The 19,573-nt window shown below is 59.7% G+C and carries 16 protein-coding genes; 10 read left to right on the forward strand and 6 right to left on the reverse strand.

The window, feature by feature from the left end:
* Positions 1 to 7: 7 nt before the first annotated feature.
* A complete protein-coding gene (gene gcl / locus VRB54_RS07925; protein ID WP_338480263.1) occupies positions 8 to 1,783 on the reverse strand; it encodes a glyoxylate carboligase in 1,776 nt (591 codons plus the stop codon).
* Between the two features lie 250 nt (positions 1,784 to 2,033).
* Between gcl and VRB54_RS07930 the strand changes: the two genes are divergently transcribed.
* Positions 2,034 to 2,474, forward strand: coding sequence for a heme-binding protein (locus VRB54_RS07930; protein WP_338480264.1), 441 nt, complete (start codon positions 2,034 to 2,036; stop codon positions 2,472 to 2,474).
* Between the two features lie 347 nt (positions 2,475 to 2,821).
* Here the strand turns inward: VRB54_RS07930 and VRB54_RS07935 are convergent, their stop codons facing one another.
* The 3 genes from VRB54_RS07935 to VRB54_RS07945 all read right to left on the reverse strand — a co-directional run bounded on the left by VRB54_RS07935 (position 2,822) and on the right by VRB54_RS07945 (position 5,731).
* On the reverse strand, positions 2,822 to 3,427 hold the full coding sequence (locus VRB54_RS07935) for a TetR/AcrR family transcriptional regulator (RefSeq protein ID WP_057008345.1): 606 nt from the start codon (positions 3,425 to 3,427) through the stop codon (positions 2,822 to 2,824).
* Positions 3,428 to 3,651: 224 nt separating this feature from the next.
* Positions 3,652 to 4,440: an MlaA family lipoprotein gene (locus VRB54_RS07940; protein WP_231423585.1), complete on the reverse strand. Its 789-nt coding sequence runs from the start codon at positions 4,438 to 4,440 to the stop codon at positions 3,652 to 3,654.
* Positions 4,433 to 5,731: a serine/threonine protein kinase gene (locus VRB54_RS07945; protein WP_338480266.1), complete on the reverse strand. Its 1,299-nt coding sequence runs from the start codon at positions 5,729 to 5,731 to the stop codon at positions 4,433 to 4,435. The genes VRB54_RS07940 and VRB54_RS07945 overlap by 8 nt, the downstream gene beginning before the upstream one ends.
* A gap of 237 nt (positions 5,732 to 5,968) precedes the next feature.
* On the opposite strand from VRB54_RS07945, the gene VRB54_RS07950 reads away from it, so the two are divergent.
* The gene (locus VRB54_RS07950) at positions 5,969 to 6,337 is read left to right on the forward strand and encodes a hypothetical protein (protein ID WP_338480267.1); all 369 of its coding nucleotides are present in this window, start codon (positions 5,969 to 5,971) and stop codon (positions 6,335 to 6,337) included.
* A 35-nt stretch (positions 6,338 to 6,372) separates the two neighbouring features.
* Here the strand turns inward: VRB54_RS07950 and VRB54_RS07955 are convergent, their stop codons facing one another.
* The gene (locus tag VRB54_RS07955) at positions 6,373 to 7,926 is read right to left on the reverse strand and encodes a glycosyl hydrolase family 17 protein (protein WP_338480268.1); all 1,554 of its coding nucleotides are present in this window, start codon (positions 7,924 to 7,926) and stop codon (positions 6,373 to 6,375) included.
* A 332-nt stretch (positions 7,927 to 8,258) separates the two neighbouring features.
* Between VRB54_RS07955 and VRB54_RS07960 the strand changes: the two genes are divergently transcribed.
* From VRB54_RS07960 to VRB54_RS07970, 3 genes are all read left to right on the forward strand, one after another.
* Positions 8,259 to 9,110, forward strand: a complete 852-nt coding sequence (locus VRB54_RS07960; protein WP_338480269.1) for a glycine betaine ABC transporter substrate-binding protein — start codon at positions 8,259 to 8,261, stop codon at positions 9,108 to 9,110.
* Between the two features lie 258 nt (positions 9,111 to 9,368).
* On the forward strand, positions 9,369 to 9,680 hold the full coding sequence (locus VRB54_RS07965; protein ID WP_003190001.1) for a DUF485 domain-containing protein: 312 nt from the start codon (positions 9,369 to 9,371) through the stop codon (positions 9,678 to 9,680).
* Entirely contained in the window at positions 9,677 to 11,335 is a 1,659-nt protein-coding gene (locus tag VRB54_RS07970; protein WP_209980614.1) for a cation acetate symporter, read from the forward strand. Before VRB54_RS07965 ends, VRB54_RS07970 begins: the two co-directional genes overlap by 4 nt.
* A gap of 241 nt (positions 11,336 to 11,576) precedes the next feature.
* Here VRB54_RS07970 and gltA read toward each other — a convergent pair whose 3' ends face one another.
* Positions 11,577 to 12,866: a citrate synthase gene (gltA, locus tag VRB54_RS07975; protein WP_012723087.1), complete on the reverse strand. Its 1,290-nt coding sequence runs from the start codon at positions 12,864 to 12,866 to the stop codon at positions 11,577 to 11,579.
* A 351-nt stretch (positions 12,867 to 13,217) separates the two neighbouring features.
* Here gltA and sdhC point away from each other — a divergent pair, with 351 nt between their 5' ends.
* The 5 genes from sdhC (at position 13,218) to VRB54_RS08000 (ending at position 19,551) form a co-directional block, all read left to right on the forward strand.
* On the forward strand, positions 13,218 to 13,604 hold the full coding sequence (gene sdhC / locus VRB54_RS07980; protein ID WP_338480271.1) for a succinate dehydrogenase, cytochrome b556 subunit: 387 nt from the start codon (positions 13,218 to 13,220) through the stop codon (positions 13,602 to 13,604).
* The gene (gene sdhD / locus VRB54_RS07985; protein ID WP_003233245.1) at positions 13,598 to 13,966 is read left to right on the forward strand and encodes a succinate dehydrogenase, hydrophobic membrane anchor protein; all 369 of its coding nucleotides are present in this window, start codon (positions 13,598 to 13,600) and stop codon (positions 13,964 to 13,966) included. Before sdhC ends, sdhD begins: the two co-directional genes overlap by 7 nt.
* Positions 13,967 to 13,969: 3 nt before the next feature.
* Positions 13,970 to 15,742 (forward strand): succinate dehydrogenase flavoprotein subunit, encoded by a 1,773-nt coding sequence (gene sdhA, locus VRB54_RS07990; RefSeq protein ID WP_057008336.1) that lies wholly within the window; start codon positions 13,970 to 13,972, stop codon positions 15,740 to 15,742.
* Positions 15,743 to 15,753: 11 nt separating this feature from the next.
* Positions 15,754 to 16,458: a succinate dehydrogenase iron-sulfur subunit gene (locus VRB54_RS07995; protein ID WP_003172807.1), complete on the forward strand. Its 705-nt coding sequence runs from the start codon at positions 15,754 to 15,756 to the stop codon at positions 16,456 to 16,458.
* A 261-nt stretch (positions 16,459 to 16,719) separates the two neighbouring features.
* Positions 16,720 to 19,551 (forward strand): 2-oxoglutarate dehydrogenase E1 component, encoded by a 2,832-nt coding sequence (locus VRB54_RS08000; RefSeq protein WP_338480274.1) that lies wholly within the window; start codon positions 16,720 to 16,722, stop codon positions 19,549 to 19,551.
* Positions 19,552 to 19,573 lie beyond the last annotated feature (22 nt).

Here is a 19,573-nt window from a genome sequence, read left to right on the forward strand (position 1 = left end):
GTTCTCCTTAATCGAGCAGGGCAATGGCAGTCGGCGCATCGTTGCCGACCAGGGCCAGGTCTTCGAATTCGTTGACGGCGTTGATCTCGGTGCCCATGGAAATATTGGTCACACGCTCCAGAATAATCTCAACGATCACCGGCACCTTGAATTCTTCGATCAACTCCTGGGCCTTGCGCAGCGCCGGCTGGATCTGGCCCGGCTCGAACACCCGCAGCGCCTTGCAACCCAGGCCTTCGGCGACGGCCACATGGTCGACGCCATAGCCGTTCAGCTCCGGCGCGTTGAGGTTGTCGAAAGACAGCTGCACGCAATAATCCATGTCAAAGCCGCGCTGGGCCTGGCGTATCAAGCCCAGGTAGGAATTGTTCACCACCACATGGATATACGGCAGCTTGAACTGTGCGCCCACCGCCAGTTCTTCGATCATGAATTGGAAATCATAGTCCCCCGACAGCGCCACCACCTTGCGGCTCGGGTCCGCCTTGACCACGCCGAGGGCCGCCGGAATGGTCCAGCCCAAGGGCCCGGCCTGGCCGCAGTTGATCCAGTGGCGAGGTTTATAGACGTGCAGAAATTGCGCGCCGGCAATCTGCGACAGGCCGATGGTGCTGACGTAGCAGGTGTCTTTGCCGAACACCTGGTTCATCTCTTCGTACACCCGCTGCGGCTTGACCGGCACGTTATCGAAGTGGGTCTTGCGCTGCAGGGTGGCCTTGCGTTGCTGGCAGTCATGCAGCCAGGCGCTGCGGTCCTTGAGTTTGCCGGCGGCTTTCCATTCGCGGGCCACTTCGATGAACATCGCCAGTGCGGCGCCGGCGTCGGAAACAATGCCCAGGTCCGGGGTGAATACGCGGCCGATCTGCATCGGTTCGATGTCGACATGGATGAACGTGCGCCCCTCGGTGTACACCTGCACCGAGCCGGTGTGGCGGTTGGCCCAGCGGTTGCCGATACCCAGCACCAGGTCTGACTTGAGCAGGGTCGCGTTGCCATAACGGTGCGAGGTTTGCAGGCCGACCATGCCCACCATCTGCGGGTGATCATCGGGGAGGGTGCCCCAGCCCATCAGGGTCGGGATCACCGGGATGCCGGTCAGTTCGGCGAACGCCACCAGCAAGTCGCTGGCGTCGGCATTGATCACGCCGCCGCCGCTCACCAGTAACGGGCGCTCGGCTGCATCCAGCAGAGCCAGGGCCTTTTCCACCTGAATGCGGGTGGCCAGCGGCTTGGCCAGGGGCAGCGGCTGGTAGGCGTCGATGTCGAATTCGATCTCGGCCATCTGCACATCGAACGGCAGGTCGATCAATACCGGGCCGGGGCGCCCGGAGCGCATTTCATAAAAGGCTTTCTGGAACGCGTAGGGCACCTGGCCCGGCTCCAGCACGGTGGTCGCCCACTTGGTCACCGGCTTGACGATGCTGGTGATGTCGACGGCCTGGAAATCTTCCTTGTGCAGGCGGGCACGGGGCGCCTGGCCGGTGATGCACAGGATCGGGATGGAGTCGGCCGACGCGCTGTAGAGGCCGGTGACCATGTCGGTGCCCGCCGGACCCGAAGTGCCGATACATACGCCGATATTGCCGGCCTTGGTGCGGGTATAGCCCTCGGCCATGTGCGAGGCGCCTTCAACATGGCGAGCAAGGATGTGATCGATGCCGCCGATTTTCTGCAAGGCCGAATACAGCGGGTTGATCGCGGCGCCCGGGATACCGAAGGCGGTGTTCACGCCTTCGCGGCGCATCACCAGGACGGCGGCTTCGATTGCTCTCATTCTGCTCATTTTTTTGTCGCCTCGTATTTTTATAATTGTATACAAGTTGCGTTTGGTCGGAGTTTATTCACGGCGGGCTGTGCAGGTCAATGCATTTTATGAGCAGGCTTTTACGCCTTTCGACGTTTTATGTACTGTGTTTATAATCTTTGTTGGGTTTTTTTGTATACAAAAGTAATAGTGAATGTATTCTATTTTATTCGCGGCTTGATCAAACAGGCCTTGAGCGCATCCTGATAACAAGAAAAAGGACGGCACCATGAGCGCGTTAAGCTTGGAACTCGCCACTCAATTGACCTGCCACGCCATCGCCGCTGGCCGTGCAATGTCCGCCGCACCGCTGACCATCGCGGTGCTCGACAGCGGCGGACATCTGATCACCCTTCAACGTGAAGACGGCGCCAGCCTGCTGCGTCCGCAGATCGCCATCGGCAAGGCCTGGGGGGCTATTGCAATGGGCAAGGGCTCACGGCTGCTGGCGCTGGACGCACAGCAGCGCCCGGCGTTTATCGCCGCGCTGAACAGCCTGGGAAATGGCAGCATGGTGCCGGCTCCGGGCGGGGTGTTGATCCGGGATCGAGCGGGCGTGGTGCTGGGGGCGATCGGGATCAGCGGGGATACGTCGGATATTGATGAGCGGTGCGCGATTACGGCGATTGAGGGGATGGGGTTGCTGGCGGATGCGGGGGGGCCAGATTGACTGGATTATCTTCAGGGCCCCATCGCAGGCAAGCCTGCCCCCACATTGGACGGTGTAATCCTGTGGGAGTCCCCACTACCTCTTCGACGTAGCGCTGTCGCGCAGCAAACTGGGGCCTCTGTGGCGAGCGGGCTTGCCCCGCGTTGGGGCGCAAGCCCCCCAATCAAAGAAAACGCGGTTTACCTGACACTACGCAGAACACGGTTTTGGGGCTGCTGCGCAGCCCAACGCGGGGCAAGCCCGCTCGCCACAGGAATGTGGCTGCCTGGAACTTAAAGTTTAAAATCAATAAGTTATTTTGTGTTTGATAAGAGCGGGCTTGCCCGCGATGGCCTCACCCGGATCTATCAGTCCGGCTCACATCCCTTCAACACCAACCGGATAATCGTCTGCGCCGCCGCCTCATAGTCGGCCTCATCCAGCCTGGCCTTGCCGGTCACGGCTGAAATCTGCCAGTCGAAATCCGCATAGGTCTGGGTGGCCGCCCAGATGCTGAACATCAGGTGATGGGGATCGATCGCTGCGATCAACCCGCGATCCACCCAGCTCTGGATGCAGTCGATATTGTGCCTGGCCTGGGCATTCAGTTGTTCGACTTGCTCCCCGCTCAGGTGCGGCGCGCCGTGCATGATTTCGCTGGCGAATACTTTGGAGGCGAAGGGCAGGTCGCGGGAGATGCGGATTTTCGAGCGGATGTAGTTGCTCAATACCTCCTTGGGGTCGCCTTGGGGATTGAACGGCGTGGAGGCGGCCAATATCGGCTCGATGATGCTCTCGAGCACCTCGCGGTAGAGGTTGTCCTTGGACTTGAAGTAGTAGTAGACGTTGGGCTTGGGCAGCCCGGCCTTGGCGGCGATGTCGCTGGTTTTGGTTGCGGCGAAGCCCTTGTCGGCAAACTCCTCGCTCGCCGCCCGCAGGATCTTTTCTTTATTGCGCTCGCGAATGGTGCTCATAAACCAGAGATTTCCTTGCCAGGACAGGCGGTTGCGCATGGTAGCACCGGCCATCCGCGAGCCTCAACAATGTGCCCGCCAAGGGTGGCGCCTGAGTCTGCATCGCGTTCACTTTGAAAGACTGCTCAAGGTATGGTCGTGGCGAAATATTTTATTGGGTACTTGTCTGTTTTAAAGGCAAAAAAAGGCCATTCGGTTGAATGGCCTTTTTTTATCGACGCGGTTTACTCGGCAATCTGCAACTTGCGCGATTCGGTGTAGATATACCGCACCTTCTCATACTCGAACGGCGAGTTCATCTGACCGTAGCGGAAGCTGGTCTGATAACGCCGGTCCACTGCTCGCAACGCCCAGATTTCCGGGTGGTTGGAGCTGACTTCGGCCACGTTCAGGAAGTTGATCTGGTTTTCGGCGGTGTAGTCCACTAGTAGCCCAGTGGTGTCACGCAGGTTCGACGGACCGAAGATCGGCAGCACCAGGTACGCGCCGCCGGGCACGCCGTAGAAACCCAGGGTCTGGCCGAAGTCTTCGCTCTGGCGCGGCAGGCCCATCGCAGTGGCCGGGTCCCACAGGCCGGCGATGCCGATGGTGGTGTTGACCAGCAGGCGCCCGGTGGTTTCCAGCGAGCGATGGCCCTTGAGCTGCAGCAGGCTGTTGAGCAGGTTGGGCACATCGCCCAGGTTGTTGAAGAAGTTGCTCACGCCGGTGCGCAGGAAACTGGGCGTGACGTAGCGATAACCGTCGACCACCGGCAGGAACACCCATTGGTCGAAGCGGTAGTTGAAGTGGTACACGCGGCGGTTCCACGATTCCAGCGGGTCGTACACGTTGAGGGCGGTGAGCGACGAACGCTCGAACTCGCGCTGGTCCAGGCCCGGGTTGAACTTGAGCTTGGTCAGCGGTTCCTTGAAGCCATCGGCGTCGACCTTGACTGGCTCATGAGCCTTGCTGTTGTCGGCATTGGCCACGCCTGCGCACATCAGGGCGGCAAGCAGCAGAAGATATTTAGCCACGGAAGAACTCCAGCATGGCGTCGGCGTTGACGCGGTAATTAAGGTTGCCGCAGTGGCCGCCCAGCGGGTAGAGGGTCAAGCGATCGCCGAAGGTTTTACGCAGGAAACCCAGGTCGCCAGGGCCGAGGATCACGTCATCGGCATTGTGCATCACCGCGATTTTCGGGCTGTCATGCAGGTAGTCCTTCAGCGCGTACAGGCTGACCTGATCGACCAGTTGCAGCAGGCTGCCGCCATCGGAGCGCGCACGCCACATCGGAATGACTTGCTCGGTGAGGTAGCAATCGAAGTCGCATTGCAGCGCGCGCTTGAGGAACGGCGTGAGGCTGGTGCCTTCGGTGATCGGATATTTGGGTGGAATGATCAGGCCGCGACGGTTGATCAGGTCCGAGGTAAAGGCAATGTCGGCGGCCGAGAAGCGGAACGAGGTGCCGATCAGCATGGCCATCTGTTCGTTGGTCAGGTGCTGCTTGGATTGCTGGAAGTCGTAGAGCAGGGCGTCGTTGAGGTCGATGTAGCCCTTTTGCTGGAAGTAACGGGTCAGCTTGTTCAGCACCAGCTCATAGAACGTGGTGGTGTTGTTGATGCCCTTGACCTCGGTCTGTACCAGCTTGTCGAGGTTGGTGATCGAGGTGTAGAGGTTGACCGGCGGGTTGAGCAGCAGCACTTTCTTGAAGTTGAAGCTGCGGCGGGTCTCGTCGAGCTTGCTGACGAATGCCGCATCCAGCGCACCCAGGCTGTAGCCGGTGAGGTAGAAGTCGGTCACCGGCAGCGAGGCATTCTGCGCACGCACGGCCTGCATCACGCGGTACATGTCTTCGGCGTCTTCCTGGGTGATGCCCGGGGTGGCGAAGCGCGAAGCGGCGCTGATGAAGTCGAAGCTGGTGGGCGACGAGAGTTGCACCACGTGGTAGCCGGCCTGGTAATACAGTTTTTTCAGGTATTCGTTGATGCTGCTGTCGAACCGCGCGCCGGTGCCGGCGATCAGGAAGATCAGCGGCGCGGCGTGGTCCTGCTTGGCGATGCGATAGGTGAGTTTCTTCACCGCCCAGAAGTTGTCCGGCAGGCTGAACTCGCGCTCGGGGCGCATGTTCAGGGTGTGGTCGGACTGGTTGATCTCGTCGTCGCTCGGCAGGGTGGGCCGCAGGTCAGGCGGGGTGGTCGCGATGGTCGCTTCGAACGGGTTGGTCAAAGGGTAGCCATAGCTGGCCTGGTCGATATCGACGGCCAGTGCTGACGCACTCAAAAATAGGCTGCCCAGCAAGGCAGCGCAGCGCAAGGAACGGAGCATGACTGGATCCCTAAGAGGAAAAGGTGCTGAATGAAGTTCGCAGGCTATGACCACCACGTAATCGCCGAAGTGCCATCACTCGGCACCAAAATGTCGGAAAATTACATCAGAATTGGGCTATAGCAGGCAGAAGATACACTTTGCCACGCATTGGTGAACACTAATTGTGTGTATGTCCCTTGCCAACGGCCGGCGGGGGATTAAGCTGAGCGCCGTTTTCGCCTATCGGAGTGCCCCATGTCCCGCCGCTTCCCCTTGATTTTGCTACTGATTGCCCTGCCGTTATGGCTGGCTGCCAGTTATGGCGCACGCTATGGTTTTATGGAAGATGCGCAGTGGGTAGGCCTCTGCGCCGACGAGGCCAGTCGCTGGGAATGCCAGGTGCGTTCGAACCTGGGGTTGATGATTCACTTCCAGGTGCTTGGCTGGCTGACATTGGTGCCGGCGGTACTGGCGTTCTTCGTGCCGGGACGCGCGGGGCTGGGGTTGGCGCTGTTGGCCTTGCTCTTCGGGGTGCCCGCGCTGGTGTTGTACAACGCCAGTTTTGCAGTGTTTGCGCTGGTGATTGCGGGGTTGCGGTTGGTCAGGGTGCCGCGTGGTATCTGACAGGCCTCATCGCGGGCTTGCCTGCGATAGCGGTTTCAGACCTTGCGCACCCTCAGGCACCGCCATAATGCCAAAGCCATGAACAGGCTGACCACCGCCCAACCCCACGCCTGTTGATTGTGCAATCCTTCCTGGTACAACTGCGGCGCAATGCCGACACCGATGATCAGGGCCAGCAGCACCATCTCCCGACGCGGCCCGCCCAACGGGCGCACCAGGTACACCAAAGCCGGCAGCACCAGTGCCGCGCTGGGAAAGCTGCGATAACGCGGGTCGAACACCATGGCGAGCATCATCACCGCGCCGGCGAACCCGCACATAGCCACCAGCCAGCCTCCACGTCGCTCCATCCAGGCGAACGCCCGCTCACGCCAACCCTCGCGAGCGCTCAGGGCAAGGGCCGCGTGAGTCAGCACCAGCAGGTTCAACACCACCAGCACGGCGGCCCAGGCCCATTCATCTGTAGAGCGTGCCGTGACGCGGGCCAGCTCAGCCCAGGTGCCGATTGAGCATGCGGCGACGGCGCCCAGCAGTGGCAGCGCAAGTGCGTTGCGCCTGCTGCGTATGCGGCCGCCCAGTACCAACGCAGCTAACAAAATGACTCCTCCGACGCCCAGCCACACTCGCCAGTACGGCACATTGCTCACCGGTCCGGCGAGGATGCCCTTTTCCTGGCGATCGGCATCGAAAAGCCCCCAATAGCCGCCCACGGCACCTTCATTGAGCCGTTTCCACGGCTGGTCAAAGGCTTCGATCAGGTTGTAGTGCCAGCCATTGGCTTCGGCCATGGCGACGAAGCCGCGCATGAACTTCGCCTGGTTGACCCGACTTGGCACGGCAGTCTCGCGCTGGCGGCCCTGGCTGGGCCAGCCGGTTTCGCCGATCAGTATGTCCTTGTCGGGGAAGTTGTGACCGAAGGTCTGGCGCACATCGCCCACATGCTTGAGGGCCTGGTCGATGCCGGATGGGTCATCTTCCCAGTACGGCAGCAGGTGAATGGTCAGGAAATCCACGGCCGGAGCGATTTCCGGGTGCTGCAGCCAGAATTCCCACACGTCGGCGTAGGTCACTGGCTGTTTGATCTGGCTTTTGACGGTGTGGATCAGCTTCACCAGTTGCGTGGCGGTGACTTCCTTGCGCAGCAGCGCTTCGTTGCCGACGATCACTGACGTCACTACGTCGGGGTTGGCGTTGGCGGCGGCGATCAGCAACTCGACTTCTTTTTTGGTGGCGATCGGGTCACTGCTGACCCAGGCGCCAATCATCAGCTTCAGCCCGTGCTTGCGTGCCAGCGCCGGTATGGCCTCAAGGCCGTACATCGAATAAGTGCGGATGCACTCAAAGCGCGTGGCCAGCAGGGCGAGGTCGGCGTCCACGCGCTCGGGCCGCAGGGTGAACGGCTGGTCATAAGGCGATTGGTCCTTGTCGAACGGCGTGTAGGACGCGCATTGCAACTTGTGGCTGGCGCTGGCGACGTCCGGCAGCACCACGGAACGGCCCAGGCCGTACCAGTAACCAACGAGGGCCAGCAGGCCAAGCAGCAAGGCAAGGCAATAGGGCAGGGCAGGGAAGCGGGCAGTGGCGGGCATGGTCGGCTTTTCTGGGGGAGCAAAGGCGCGCATCTTACCCGGATTTGTCCCGTCCCAGTGGGGCTGCATACTTTTGACATGCAAAGTTCGAGCGGGATATTGGCGTTAAATCCTACAAAGCGTCCTACTGGCTATGTGATGTCGTTTCTTGCTTACCCAAGGTCGCTGACAGAGCAGGTCGAATGCCCGCTCAGGTTGATGATCCAAGCGTCAGCACTCCACTGATGGCGTACCACCGTGATCGACGCGCGTGATGGGGGCGCGGTGCACCCTATAACAACAGGTTGACGTCGCTCGGCATCCGCCGGGCGCAGCACTTTCGGGGAAGTACTATGAAGATGCGACGACTCTTGGGCGCAGCTGCCACTCTGGTAGTTGCGATGGGCTCCACACTGGCCAGTGCCGACAGCAAGACCCTGAGTATCGGCTACGTGGACGGGTGGTCCGACAGCGTTGCCACCACTCACGTGGCGGCTGAGGTGATCAAGCAGAAGCTCGGCTACGACGTAAAACTGCAAGCGGTTGCCACCGGGATCATGTGGCAGGGCGTCGCCACCGGCAAGCTCGATGCCATGCTCTCTGCCTGGCTGCCGGTGACCCACGGTGAATACTGGACCAAGAACAAGGACAAGGTGGTCGATTACGGCCCCAACTTCAAGGATGCGAAAATCGGCCTGATCGTGCCGGAGTACGTCAAGGCCAAGTCCATCGAAGACCTCAAGACCGACACCACCTTCAAGAACAAGATCGTCGGCATCGACGCCGGTTCAGGCGTGATGCTCAAGACCGACGAAGCGATCAAGGCCTACGGCCTGGACTACAAGCTGCAGGCCAGCTCCGGCGCAGCAATGATCGCCGAACTGACCCGTGCCGAAGACAAGCAGGAATCCATTGCGGTCACCGGTTGGGTGCCACACTGGATGTTCGCCAAGTGGAAACTGCGTTTCCTGGAAGACCCAAAAGGGATTTATGGTGCTGCTGAAACCGTCAACAGCATCGGCAGCAAGGGCCTGGAGAAGAAAGCGCCGGAAGTCGCAGCCTTCCTGAAGAAATTCCAGTGGGCCTCCAAGGATGAAATCGGCGAAGTCATGCTCGCGATCCAGGAAGGCGCCAAGCCTGATGCCGCGGCCAAGGACTGGGTCGCCAAGCACCCTGAGCGCGTCGCTGAATGGACCGCTAAATAACCCAGCCTTGATGCAACCCCTTGTGGGAGGGGGCTTGCTCCCGATTGCGGCATGTCAGCCACAGATGTTTTGGCTGACCCACTGCGATCGGGAGCAAGCCCCCTCCCACATTATTTTCGTCCCCCGCAAATGTTTCTGCGCCCTCCCAATCCCTCGCTACACTCCCTCTACTACTAAGGTCGTCTGGAACCTGTTCCAGAGCCGCATACAGTGGCCATGTTCCAATAATAAAAAAGCTGTGCTGCGAGGATAAAAATAATGAACGACAGCATTTACCTCTCGATTCAAAACAGCCCGCGCTTCAAGGAGCTGGTGAGAAAAAGGGAAAGGTTCGCCTGGATTCTCTCGGCGATCATGCTCGGGCTCTACTCCGCTTTCATCCTGTTGATCGCCTACGGGCCACAAGTGCTGGGGGCCAAGATCAGCCCCGGTTCGTCGATTACCTGGGGCATTCCCCTGGGCGTCGGGCTGATTGTGTCCGCGTTCATCCTGACCGGCATTTACGTGCGCCGGGCCAATGGCGAGTTTGACGACCTGAACAATGCGATTCTCAAGGAGGCTGCGCAATGATCCGGCGTCTACTGGCACTCTTCGGCGCTTCGCTGTTTGCTCCCGCCCTTTGGGCGGCGGACGCATTGACCGGCGAAGTGCACAAGCAACCCCTCAACGTCTCCGCCATCGTGATGTTTGTCGCGTTCGTCGGTGCCACCCTGTGCATCACCTACTGGGCGTCCAAGCGCAACAAGTCGGCGGCCGACTACTACGCGGCCGGCGGCAAGATCACCGGTTTCCAGAACGGCCTGGCGATCGCCGGCGACTACATGTCGGCGGCGTCCTTCCTGGGGATTTCCGCCCTGGTGTTCACCTCCGGCTACGACGGCCTGATCTACTCGATCGGCTTCCTGGTGGGTTGGCCGATCATTCTGTTCCTGATCGCCGAGCGCCTGCGTAACCTGGGCAAGTACACCTTTGCCGACGTGGCGTCCTATCGCCTCGGGCAAACCCAGATCCGCAGCCTGTCGGCCTGTGGTTCGCTGGTGGTGGTGGCGTTCTACCTGATCGCGCAGATGGTGGGCGCGGGCAAGCTGATCCAGTTGCTGTTCGGTCTGGACTACCACGTAGCGGTGATCCTGGTCGGCATCCTGATGTGCATGTACGTGCTGTTCGGCGGCATGCTGGCGACCACCTGGGTGCAGATCATCAAGGCGGTGCTATTGCTGTCCGGTGCTTCATTCATGGCGCTGATGGTGATGAAGCACGTCAACTTCGACTTCAACATGCTGTTTGCCGAGGCGATCAAGGTTCACCCCAAAGGTGAAGCGATCATGAGCCCTGGCGGCCTGGTGAAAGACCCGATTTCGGCATTCTCCCTGGGCCTGGCACTGATGTTCGGTACCGCCGGCCTGCCGCACATCCTGATGCGCTTCTTCACCGTGAGTGACGCCAAGGAAGCGCGCAAGAGCGTGCTGTATGCAACCGGCTTCATCGGCTACTTCTACATCCTCACCTTCATCATCGGTTTTGGCGCGATCCTGCTGGTCAGCACCAATCCGGCGTTCAAGGATGCGGCTGGCGCTCTGCTGGGCGGCAACAACATGGCGGCAGTGCACCTGGCCAACGCGGTGGGCGGCAGTATCTTCCTGGGCTTCATCTCGGCCGTGGCGTTTGCCACCATCCTCGCGGTGGTGGCCGGCTTGACCCTGGCCGGTGCGTCGGCGGTGTCCCATGACCTGTATGCCAGCGTGATCAAGAAGGGCAAGGCCAACGAAAAGGATGAGATTCGCGTGTCGAAGATCACCACCGTGGCCCTGGGTGTATTGGCGATCGGCCTGGGTATCCTGTTCGAAAGCCAGAACATCGCGTTCATGGTGGGCCTGGCGTTCTCCATTGCTGCCAGCTGTAACTTCCCGGTGCTGCTGCTTTCCATGTACTGGAAAAACCTCACCACCCGTGGCGCCATGATCGGCGGCTGGCTGGGCTTGATCAGCGCCGTGGGCCTGATGGTGCTGGGCCCGACCATCTGGGTCTCGATCCTGCATCATGAAAAAGCCATCTTCCCGTACGAATACCCGGCGCTGTTCTCGATGATCATCGCGTTCGTGGGGATCTGGTTCTTCTCCATCACCGACAAGTCGGCGGCGGCAGAGAAAGAGCGTGCGCTGTACTTCCCGCAGTTTGTGCGTTCGCAGACTGGCCTGGGGGCGAGTGGGGCGGTTAATCACTAAGGATGCAGCGGGATAAGGAAATGCCCCGGTCGAAAGGCCGGGGCATTTTTTTGTCTGTGTTTTTGTGGTGCTGGTGCTGGCCTCATCGGGAGCAAGCCCCCTCCTACAGTTAACCGGGTACATCATTTGGAATACAGTCAAATGTGGGAGGGGGCTTGCTCTCGATGGCGGTAGGCCAGACAGCACAAACAAAAACGGCCTCCACTAAGGAAGGCCGTTCTCGGTACAACCAGGCAATTGCTTACTTGCGATCTTCCAGCTTGGTAATGTCACGCGACTCGTAGCCGGTGTACAGCTGGCGCGGGCGGCCAATCTTGTACGGGCTGGAGAGCATTTCCTTCCAGTGGGAGATCCAGCCCACGGTCCGCGCCAGGGCGAAGATCACGGTGAACATGCTGGTTGGAATGCCGATCGCCTTGAGGATGATCCCCGAGTAAAAGTCGACGTTCGGGTACAGCGAGCGTTCGATGAAGTACGGGTCGGTCAGGGCGATCTCTTCCAGGCGCATGGCCAGTTCGAGTTGCGGATCGTTCTTGATGCCCAGCTCTTTCAACACTTCGTCGCAGGTCTGCTTCATCACGGTGGCACGCGGGTCGCGGTTCTTGTAGACGCGGTGACCGAAGCCCATCAACTTGAACGGATCGTTCTTGTCCTTGGCCTTGGCGATGAATTTGTCGATGTTGGACACATCGCCGATTTCATCGAGCATGGTCAGCACGGCTTCGTTCGCACCGCCGTGGGCAGGGCCCCAGAGTGCGGCGATACCGGCGGCGATACAGGCAAACGGGTTGGCACCCGAAGAACCTGCCAGGCGCACGGTGGACGTCGAGGCGTTCTGCTCGTGGTCGGCGTGGAGGATGAAGATCCGGTCCATGGCCTTGGCGAGCACCGGGCTGATCGGTTTGATCTCGCACGGGGTGTTGAACATCATGTGCAGGAAGTTTTCTGCATACGTCAGGTCGTTGCGCGGGTACATCATGGGTTGGCCCATGGAGTACTTGTAGACCATCGCGGCCAGCGTCGGCATCTTGGCAACCAGGCGGATCGCGGAGATTTCGCGATGCTGCGGGTTATTGATGTCCAGGGAGTCGTGATAGAAGGCCGAGAGGGCGCCGACCACGCCGCACATGACGGCCATCGGGTGGGCGTCGCGACGGAAGCCGTTGAAGAAGGTCTTCAACTGCTCATGAACCATGGTGTGGTTCTTCACGGTGCTGACGAACTGGGCTTTCTGCTCGGCTGTTGGCAGTTCGCCATTTAGCAGCAGGTAGCAGGTTTCCAGGTAGTCCGACTGTTCAGCGAGTTGCTCGATCGGGTAGCCCCGGTGCAGCAGAATGCCATTGTCGCCATCGATATAGGTGATCTTCGACTCGCAGGAAGCGGTCGACATGAAGCCTGGGTCGAAAGTGAAACGGCCCGTGGCCGTCAGGCCCCGTACGTCGATAACATCGGGACCAACGGTGCCGGTTAAAATGGGCAGCTCGACGGGGGCTGCGCCCTCGATGATCAACTGCGCTTTTTTGTCAGCCATGTGGCCTCCTATTTATGCTTCAAATCATCAGACAGCCCCCCACGCAGGGCCCGCACCACTATAGTGAGATAAATTCAGAAGTCAATTTGCCTAAAGTCTTGCTCCAGAAGGCTTTAACCATACTTTTTCGTCGAAATTGACTGCCGTTTACGCCTTTTATACCGCCAGCGCAATCCGCTATTAGGGTGAGGAGCGCGCGTTGTCATTAGTAGCCTAACTGTCTATACTCGGCCACCGACCGCCAAGGGCTTTTGGGCTTGCTTTCATTGGGGGTCGCACTCCCTGGGTGGTGCTTACCTGACCAGTCGCACTCCCCAACAACTTTGCCCTGATTGTTAGGGGCTCTTCAGTGTGAAAAAAGCCGTGAATAGCCAACGACCTGTAAACCTAGACCTAAGGACCATCAAACTCCCCATCACCGGCGTTACGTCGTTCCTGCACCGTGTTTCCGGCATCATCCTGTTCCTCGGCCTGGGCATCATGCTTTACGCATTGAGCAAATCCCTGGAGTCCGCGGAAGGTTACGCCGAGGTGAAGGCATACTTGACCAGCCCGCTGGCCAAGTTCGTAGCATGGGGCCTCCTGTCCGCTCTGCTGTATCACCTGGTAGCCGGCGTGCGCCACTTGATCATGGATGCAGGCATCGGTGAGACGCTGGAAGGCGGCCGCCTGGGCTCGAAAATCATCATCGCCATTTCCGTGGTGCTGATCGTTCTGGCAGGAGTTTGGATATGGTAACCAGCGTAACGAATCTGTCCCGTTCAGGCCTCTATGACTGGATGGCACAGCGTGTGTCTGCGGTCGTTCTCGCGGCTTATTTCATTTTCCTGATCGGATACCTCGTCGCAAACCCGGGCATCGGCTATGAGCAATGGCACGGCCTGTTCGCTCACAATGCGATGCGAATCTTCAGTCTGCTGGCCCTTGTAGCCCTGGGCGCACACGCCTGGGTCGGCATGTGGACCATCGCGACCGACTACCTGACGCCGATGGCGCTGGGCAAGTCCGCGACCGCAGTCCGTTTTCTCTTTCAGGCAGTCTGCGGCATCGCGATGTTCGCTTACTTCGTCTGGGGTGTGCAGATTCTTTGGGGTATCTGATTCATGGCTAACATTCCAACTATTTCCTTCGACGCCATCATTATTGGTGGCGGCGGTGCCGGCATGCGCGCTGCGCTGCAGCTGGCCCAGGGTGGTCACAAGACTGCCGTGATCACCAAGGTGTTCCCGACCCGTTCCCATACCGTATCGGCCCAGGGTGGCATCACCTGCGCCATCGCTTCCGCCGACCCGAACGATGACTGGCGCTGGCACATGTACGATACCGTCAAGGGTTCCGACTACATCGGTGACCAGGACGCTATCGAATACATGTGTCAGGAAGGCCCGGCTGCGGTGTTCGAGCTGGACCACATGGGTCTGCCGTTCTCCCGTACCGAGCAAGGCCGTATCTACCAGCGTCCATTCGGCGGTCAGTCGAAGGATTACGGTAAAGGCGGGCAGGCTGCCCGTACTTGCGCGGCCTCCGACCGTACCGGTCACGCGCTGCTGCACACCCTTTATCAGGGCAACCTGAAAGCCGGTACCACGTTCCTGAACGAGTACTACGCGGTGGACCTGGTAAAGAACGCCGACGGTGCATTCGTCGGTGTGATCGCCATCTGCATCGAAACCGGTGAAACCTCCTACATCCGCGCCAAGGCCACTGTGCTGGCGACCGGCGGTGCAGGCCGTATCTACGCGTCCACCACCAATGCCCTGATCAACACCGGTGACGGCGTTGGCATGGCGCTGCGTGCCGGCGTGCCGGTGCAGGACATCGAAATGTGGCAGTTCCACCCCACCGGCATCGCCGGCGCTGGTGTACTGGTCACCGAAGGTTGCCGTGGTGAAGGTGGTTACCTGATCAACAAGCACGGCGAGCGTTTCATGGAGCGTTATGCTCCCAACGCCAAGGACCTCGCCGGTCGTGACGTTGTGGCCCGTTCCATGGTTAAAGAGATCATTGCCGGCAACGGCTGTGGCCCGAATGGCGACCACGTACTGCTCAAGCTCGATCACCTGGGCGAAGAAGTGCTGCACAGCCGTCTGCCAGGTATCTGCGAGCTGTCCAAGACCTTCGCTCACGTCGACCCGGTGGTTGCGCCGGTGCCGGTTGTTCCGACCTGCCACTACATGATGGGCGGCGTGCCGACCAACATTCATGGCCAGGCGATCACCCAGAACGCCGACGGCGTGGACGAAATCATCCACGGCCTGTTCGCGGTAGGCGAAGTGGCTTGTGTATCGGTACACGGTGCCAACCGTCTGGGCGGCAACTCGCTGCTCGACCTGGTGGTATTCGGCCGCGCGGCCGGCCTGCACCTGGAAAAAGCGTTGACCGACGGCATCGAATACGATGACGCCACCGACGCCAACATCGAAGCGGCCCTGTCCCGCCTGAACGCGCTGAACGAGCGCACCGATGGCGAAGACGTCGCTACCCTGCGTCGCGAGCTGCAAAGCTGCATGCAGAACTACTTCGGTGTGTTCCGTACCGGCGAATACATGCAGAAGGGCATCGCCCAGTTGGCGGATCTGCGCCAGCGCATCGGCAACGTCAAGATCAACGATAAGAGCCAGGCATTCAACACCGCTCGTATCGAAGCCCTTGAGCTGCAAAACCTGTTGGAAGTGGCTGAAGCAACGGCGATCGCCGCCGAGGTTCGTAAAGAATCCCGTGGTGCTCATGCCCGTGAAGACTTTGAAGACCGCGACGACGAAAACTGGTTGTGCCACACCCTGTACTTCCCGGGTGACAAGCGCGTAACCAAGCGTGCCGTGAACTTCTCGCCGAAGACTGTTCCGACGTTTGAACCGAAAATTCGGACTTACTAAGGGTGGCTGCCATGTTGAAAGTCAGTGTTTACCGCTACAACCCTGATCAGGACGCCGCGCCGTTCATGCAGGAATTCCAGGTCGATACCGGTGGTAAGGACCTGATGGTGCTGGACGTGCTGGCCCTGATCAAAGAGCAGGACGAGGGTTTCTCCTATCGTCGCTCTTGCCGTGAAGGTGTCTGCGGTTCCGACGGCATGAACATCAACGGCAAAAACGGTCTGGCGTGCATCACGCCGCTGTCGGCCGTGGTTAAAGGCAACAAGCTGATCGTTCGTCCACTGCCAGGTTTGCCGGTTATCCGTGACCTGGTTGTCGATATGAGCATCTTCTACAAGCAATACGAGAAAGTTAAGCCGTTCCTGCAGAACGACACGCCGGCTCCGGCCATCGAGCGTCTGCAGTCCCCTGAAGAGCGTGAAAAGCTCGACGGTCTGTACGAGTGCATCCTGTGCGCCTGTTGCTCGACCTCGTGCCCGTCCTTCTGGTGGAACCCGGACAAGTTCCTGGGTCCAGCCGCTCTGCTGCAAGCGTATCGCTTCCTGGCAGACAGCCGTGACACCAAGACATCCGAGCGTCTGGCTTCGCTGGATGACCCGTTCAGCGTATTCCGCTGCCGCGGGATCATGAACTGCGTCAACGTATGTCCCAAAGGCCTGAACCCGACTAAGGCCATTGGTCACATCCGCAACATGCTGCTGCAAAGCGGCGTGTAACCGGCGTTGTAACAAGGCAGGACCGTTGTGCCCGTAAATGCTGCGGCGCAGGCTTCAACCGGCGCCGTAGTTTTAACTTGAGCAGCGACTTACAAAGCCGCAGCTCTTATTTTGAAGAAATGAGACAAGCAGGGGCATTCGGGTTGGTACCCGAACTATCAGCGTGATCCTAAGTGGCTTGTTTTGGTCGCTGCACTTGGCCTTTTGCAAGCAAACTCGGTGTTTTCGCCGGTGGTGTCCCCAAATCGAGGGTGACCAAGCATGCAAGAAAGCGTGATGCAGCGCATGTGGAACAGCGGCTATCTTTCAGGTGGTAACGCTGCCTATGTGGAAGAGCTTTATGAGCTCTACCTGCACGACCCTAACGCTGTGCCAGAAGAATGGCGCACCAAATTTCAGACGTTGTCTTCAGACGGCAACGCTGCCACCGATGTATCGCACGCAACAATTCGCGATCAGTTCGTGCTGCTGGTCAAGAACCAGCGCCGCGCCCAACCGGTTTCCGCCGGCAGCGTGAGCAGTGAGCACGAGAAGAAGCAAGTTGAAGTACTGCGACTGATCCAGGCTTACCGGATGCGTGGCCACCAGGCGGCCCAGCTTGACCCGCTGGGGCTCTGGAAGCGTCCTGCACCGGCTGACCTGTCGATCAATCATTACGGCTTGACCAATGCCGATCTTGATACGACCTTCCGTGCCGGCGACCTGTTCATCGGCAAAGAGGAAGCGAGCCTACGCGAAATTCACGAAGCGTTGCAGCAGACATATTGCCGCACCATCGGCGCTGAATTCACGCACATCACCGATTCCGAGCAACGCCACTGGTTCCAGCATCGCCTCGAAGGCGTGCGTGGCCGTCCGGTGCTGTCCGCCGATGTACGCAGCCACCTGCTTGAGCGCGTCACCGCTGCTGAAGGTCTGGAAAAATACCTGGGCACCAAATACCCGGGCACCAAGCGTTTCGGCCTGGAAGGCGGCGAAAGCCTGATTCCGATGCTCGACGAACTGATCCAGCGTTCCGGTTCCTATGGCACCAAGGAAGTCGTGATCGGCATGGCTCACCGTGGTCGCCTGAACGTGTTGGTCAACACCTTCGGTAAGAACCCGCGCGAGCTGTTCGACGAGTTCGAAGGCAAGAAAAAGGTCGAGCTGGGTTCCGGTGACGTCAAATACCACCAGGGCTTCTCGTCCAACGTCATGACCTCGGGCGGTGAAGTGCACCTGGCCATGGCGTTCAACCCCTCCCACCTGGAAATCGTTTCTCCAGTGGTCGAGGGTTCGGTGCGTGCTCGCCAAGACCGTCGCAACGACGCCACCGGTGAGAAAGTGCTGCCGATTTCCATCCACGGTGACGCGGCATTCGCTGGTCAAGGCGTGGTCCTGGAAACCTTCCAGATGTCGCAGACCCGTGGCTTCAAGACGGGCGGCACCGTACACATCGTCATCAACAACCAGGTAGGCTTCACCATCAGCAACCCGCTGGACGCGCGCTCTACCGAGTACGCCACCGACGTTGCCAAGATGATCCAGGCGCCGATCCTCCATGTGAATGGCGATGATCCGGAAGCCGTGCTGTTCGTGACCCAGCTGGCCGTCGACTACCGCATGCAGTTCAAGCGTGACGTGGTGATCGACCTCGTGTGCTACCGCCGTCGCGGTCACAACGAAGCGGATGAGCCAAGCGGCACCCAGCCGTTGATGTACCAGCAGATCACCAAGCAGCGCACCACCCGTGAACTGTATGCCGAAAGCCTGACCAAGGCCGGCATCGTTGACGAAGCCCGTGTGCAGGCGAAGATCGATGAATACCGCAACGCGCTGGACAACGGTCTGCATGTGGTGAAAAGCCTGGTCAAGGAACCGAACAAAGAGCTGTTCGTCGACTGGCGTCCATACCTGGGTCACACCTGGACGGCGCGTCACGACACCTCGTTCGACCTCAAGACCCTGCAGGAACTGTCGGCCAAGCTGCTGGAAATCCCGGATGGCTTCGTCGTACAGCGCCAAGTGTCGAAGATCTACGAAGACCGTCAGAAGATGCAAGTCGGCGGCCTGCCGATCAACTGGGGTTACGCTGAAACCATGGCGTACGCGACCCTGGCGTTCGAAGGTCACCCGATCCGCATGACCGGCCAGGACATCGGCCGTGGTACGTTCTCGCACCGTCATGCCGTGTTGCACAACCAGAAAGACGCGGGCACCTACGTTCCGCTGCAGAACCTGTACGAAGGTCAGCCGCGCTTCGACCTGTACGACTCGTTCCTGTCGGAAGAAGCCGTGCTGGCGTTCGAATACGGTTACTCCACCACCACGCCGCAGGCGCTGGTGATCTGGGAAGCCCAGTTCGGCGACTTCGCCAACGGTGCCCAGGTGGTGATCGACCAGTTCATCACCAGCGGTGAGCACAAGTGGGGCCGCCTGTGCGGTCTGACCATGCTGCTGCCGCACGGTTATGAAGGCCAGGGCCCGGAGCACTCTTCGGCCCGTCTGGAGCGTTACCTGCAACTGTGCGCCGAGCACAACATTCAGGTATGCGTGCCGACGACCCCGGCGCAGATCTACCACTTGCTGCGTCGCCAGGTGATCCGTCCGCTGCGCAAGCCGTTGATCGTGCTGACGCCGAAATCGCTGTTGCGCCACAAGCTGGCCATTTCGACCCTGGAAGACCTGGCCGAAGGTTCGTTCCAGACCGTTATTCCAGAAATCGACACACTCGATCCGGCCAAGGTGACACGCCTGATCCTGTGCAGCGGCAAGGTCTACTACGACCTGCTGGAAAAACGCCGTGCCGAAGGCCGCGAAGACATCGCCATCGTGCGTATCGAGCAGCTTTACCCGTTCCCGGAAGATGACCTCATGGAGATCATCGCGCCTTACACCCAGCTCACGAATGTGGTGTGGTGTCAGGAAGAACCGATGAACCAGGGCGCCTGGTACAGCAGCCAGCATCATTTGCGTCGCAGTATCGGCAACCACAACCGGGCGCTGAACCTGGAGTACGCCGGTCGTGATGCTTCTGCTGCACCTGCGTGTGGTTATGCGTCGATGCACGCCGAGCAGCAGGAAAAACTGCTGCAAGATGCTTTCACTGTTTAACGCCTTCGCGCTGACTGAAACC

The organism is Pseudomonas trivialis (genome assembly GCF_036864995.1).
Taxonomy (GTDB): domain Bacteria; phylum Pseudomonadota; class Gammaproteobacteria; order Pseudomonadales; family Pseudomonadaceae; genus Aquipseudomonas; species Aquipseudomonas trivialis.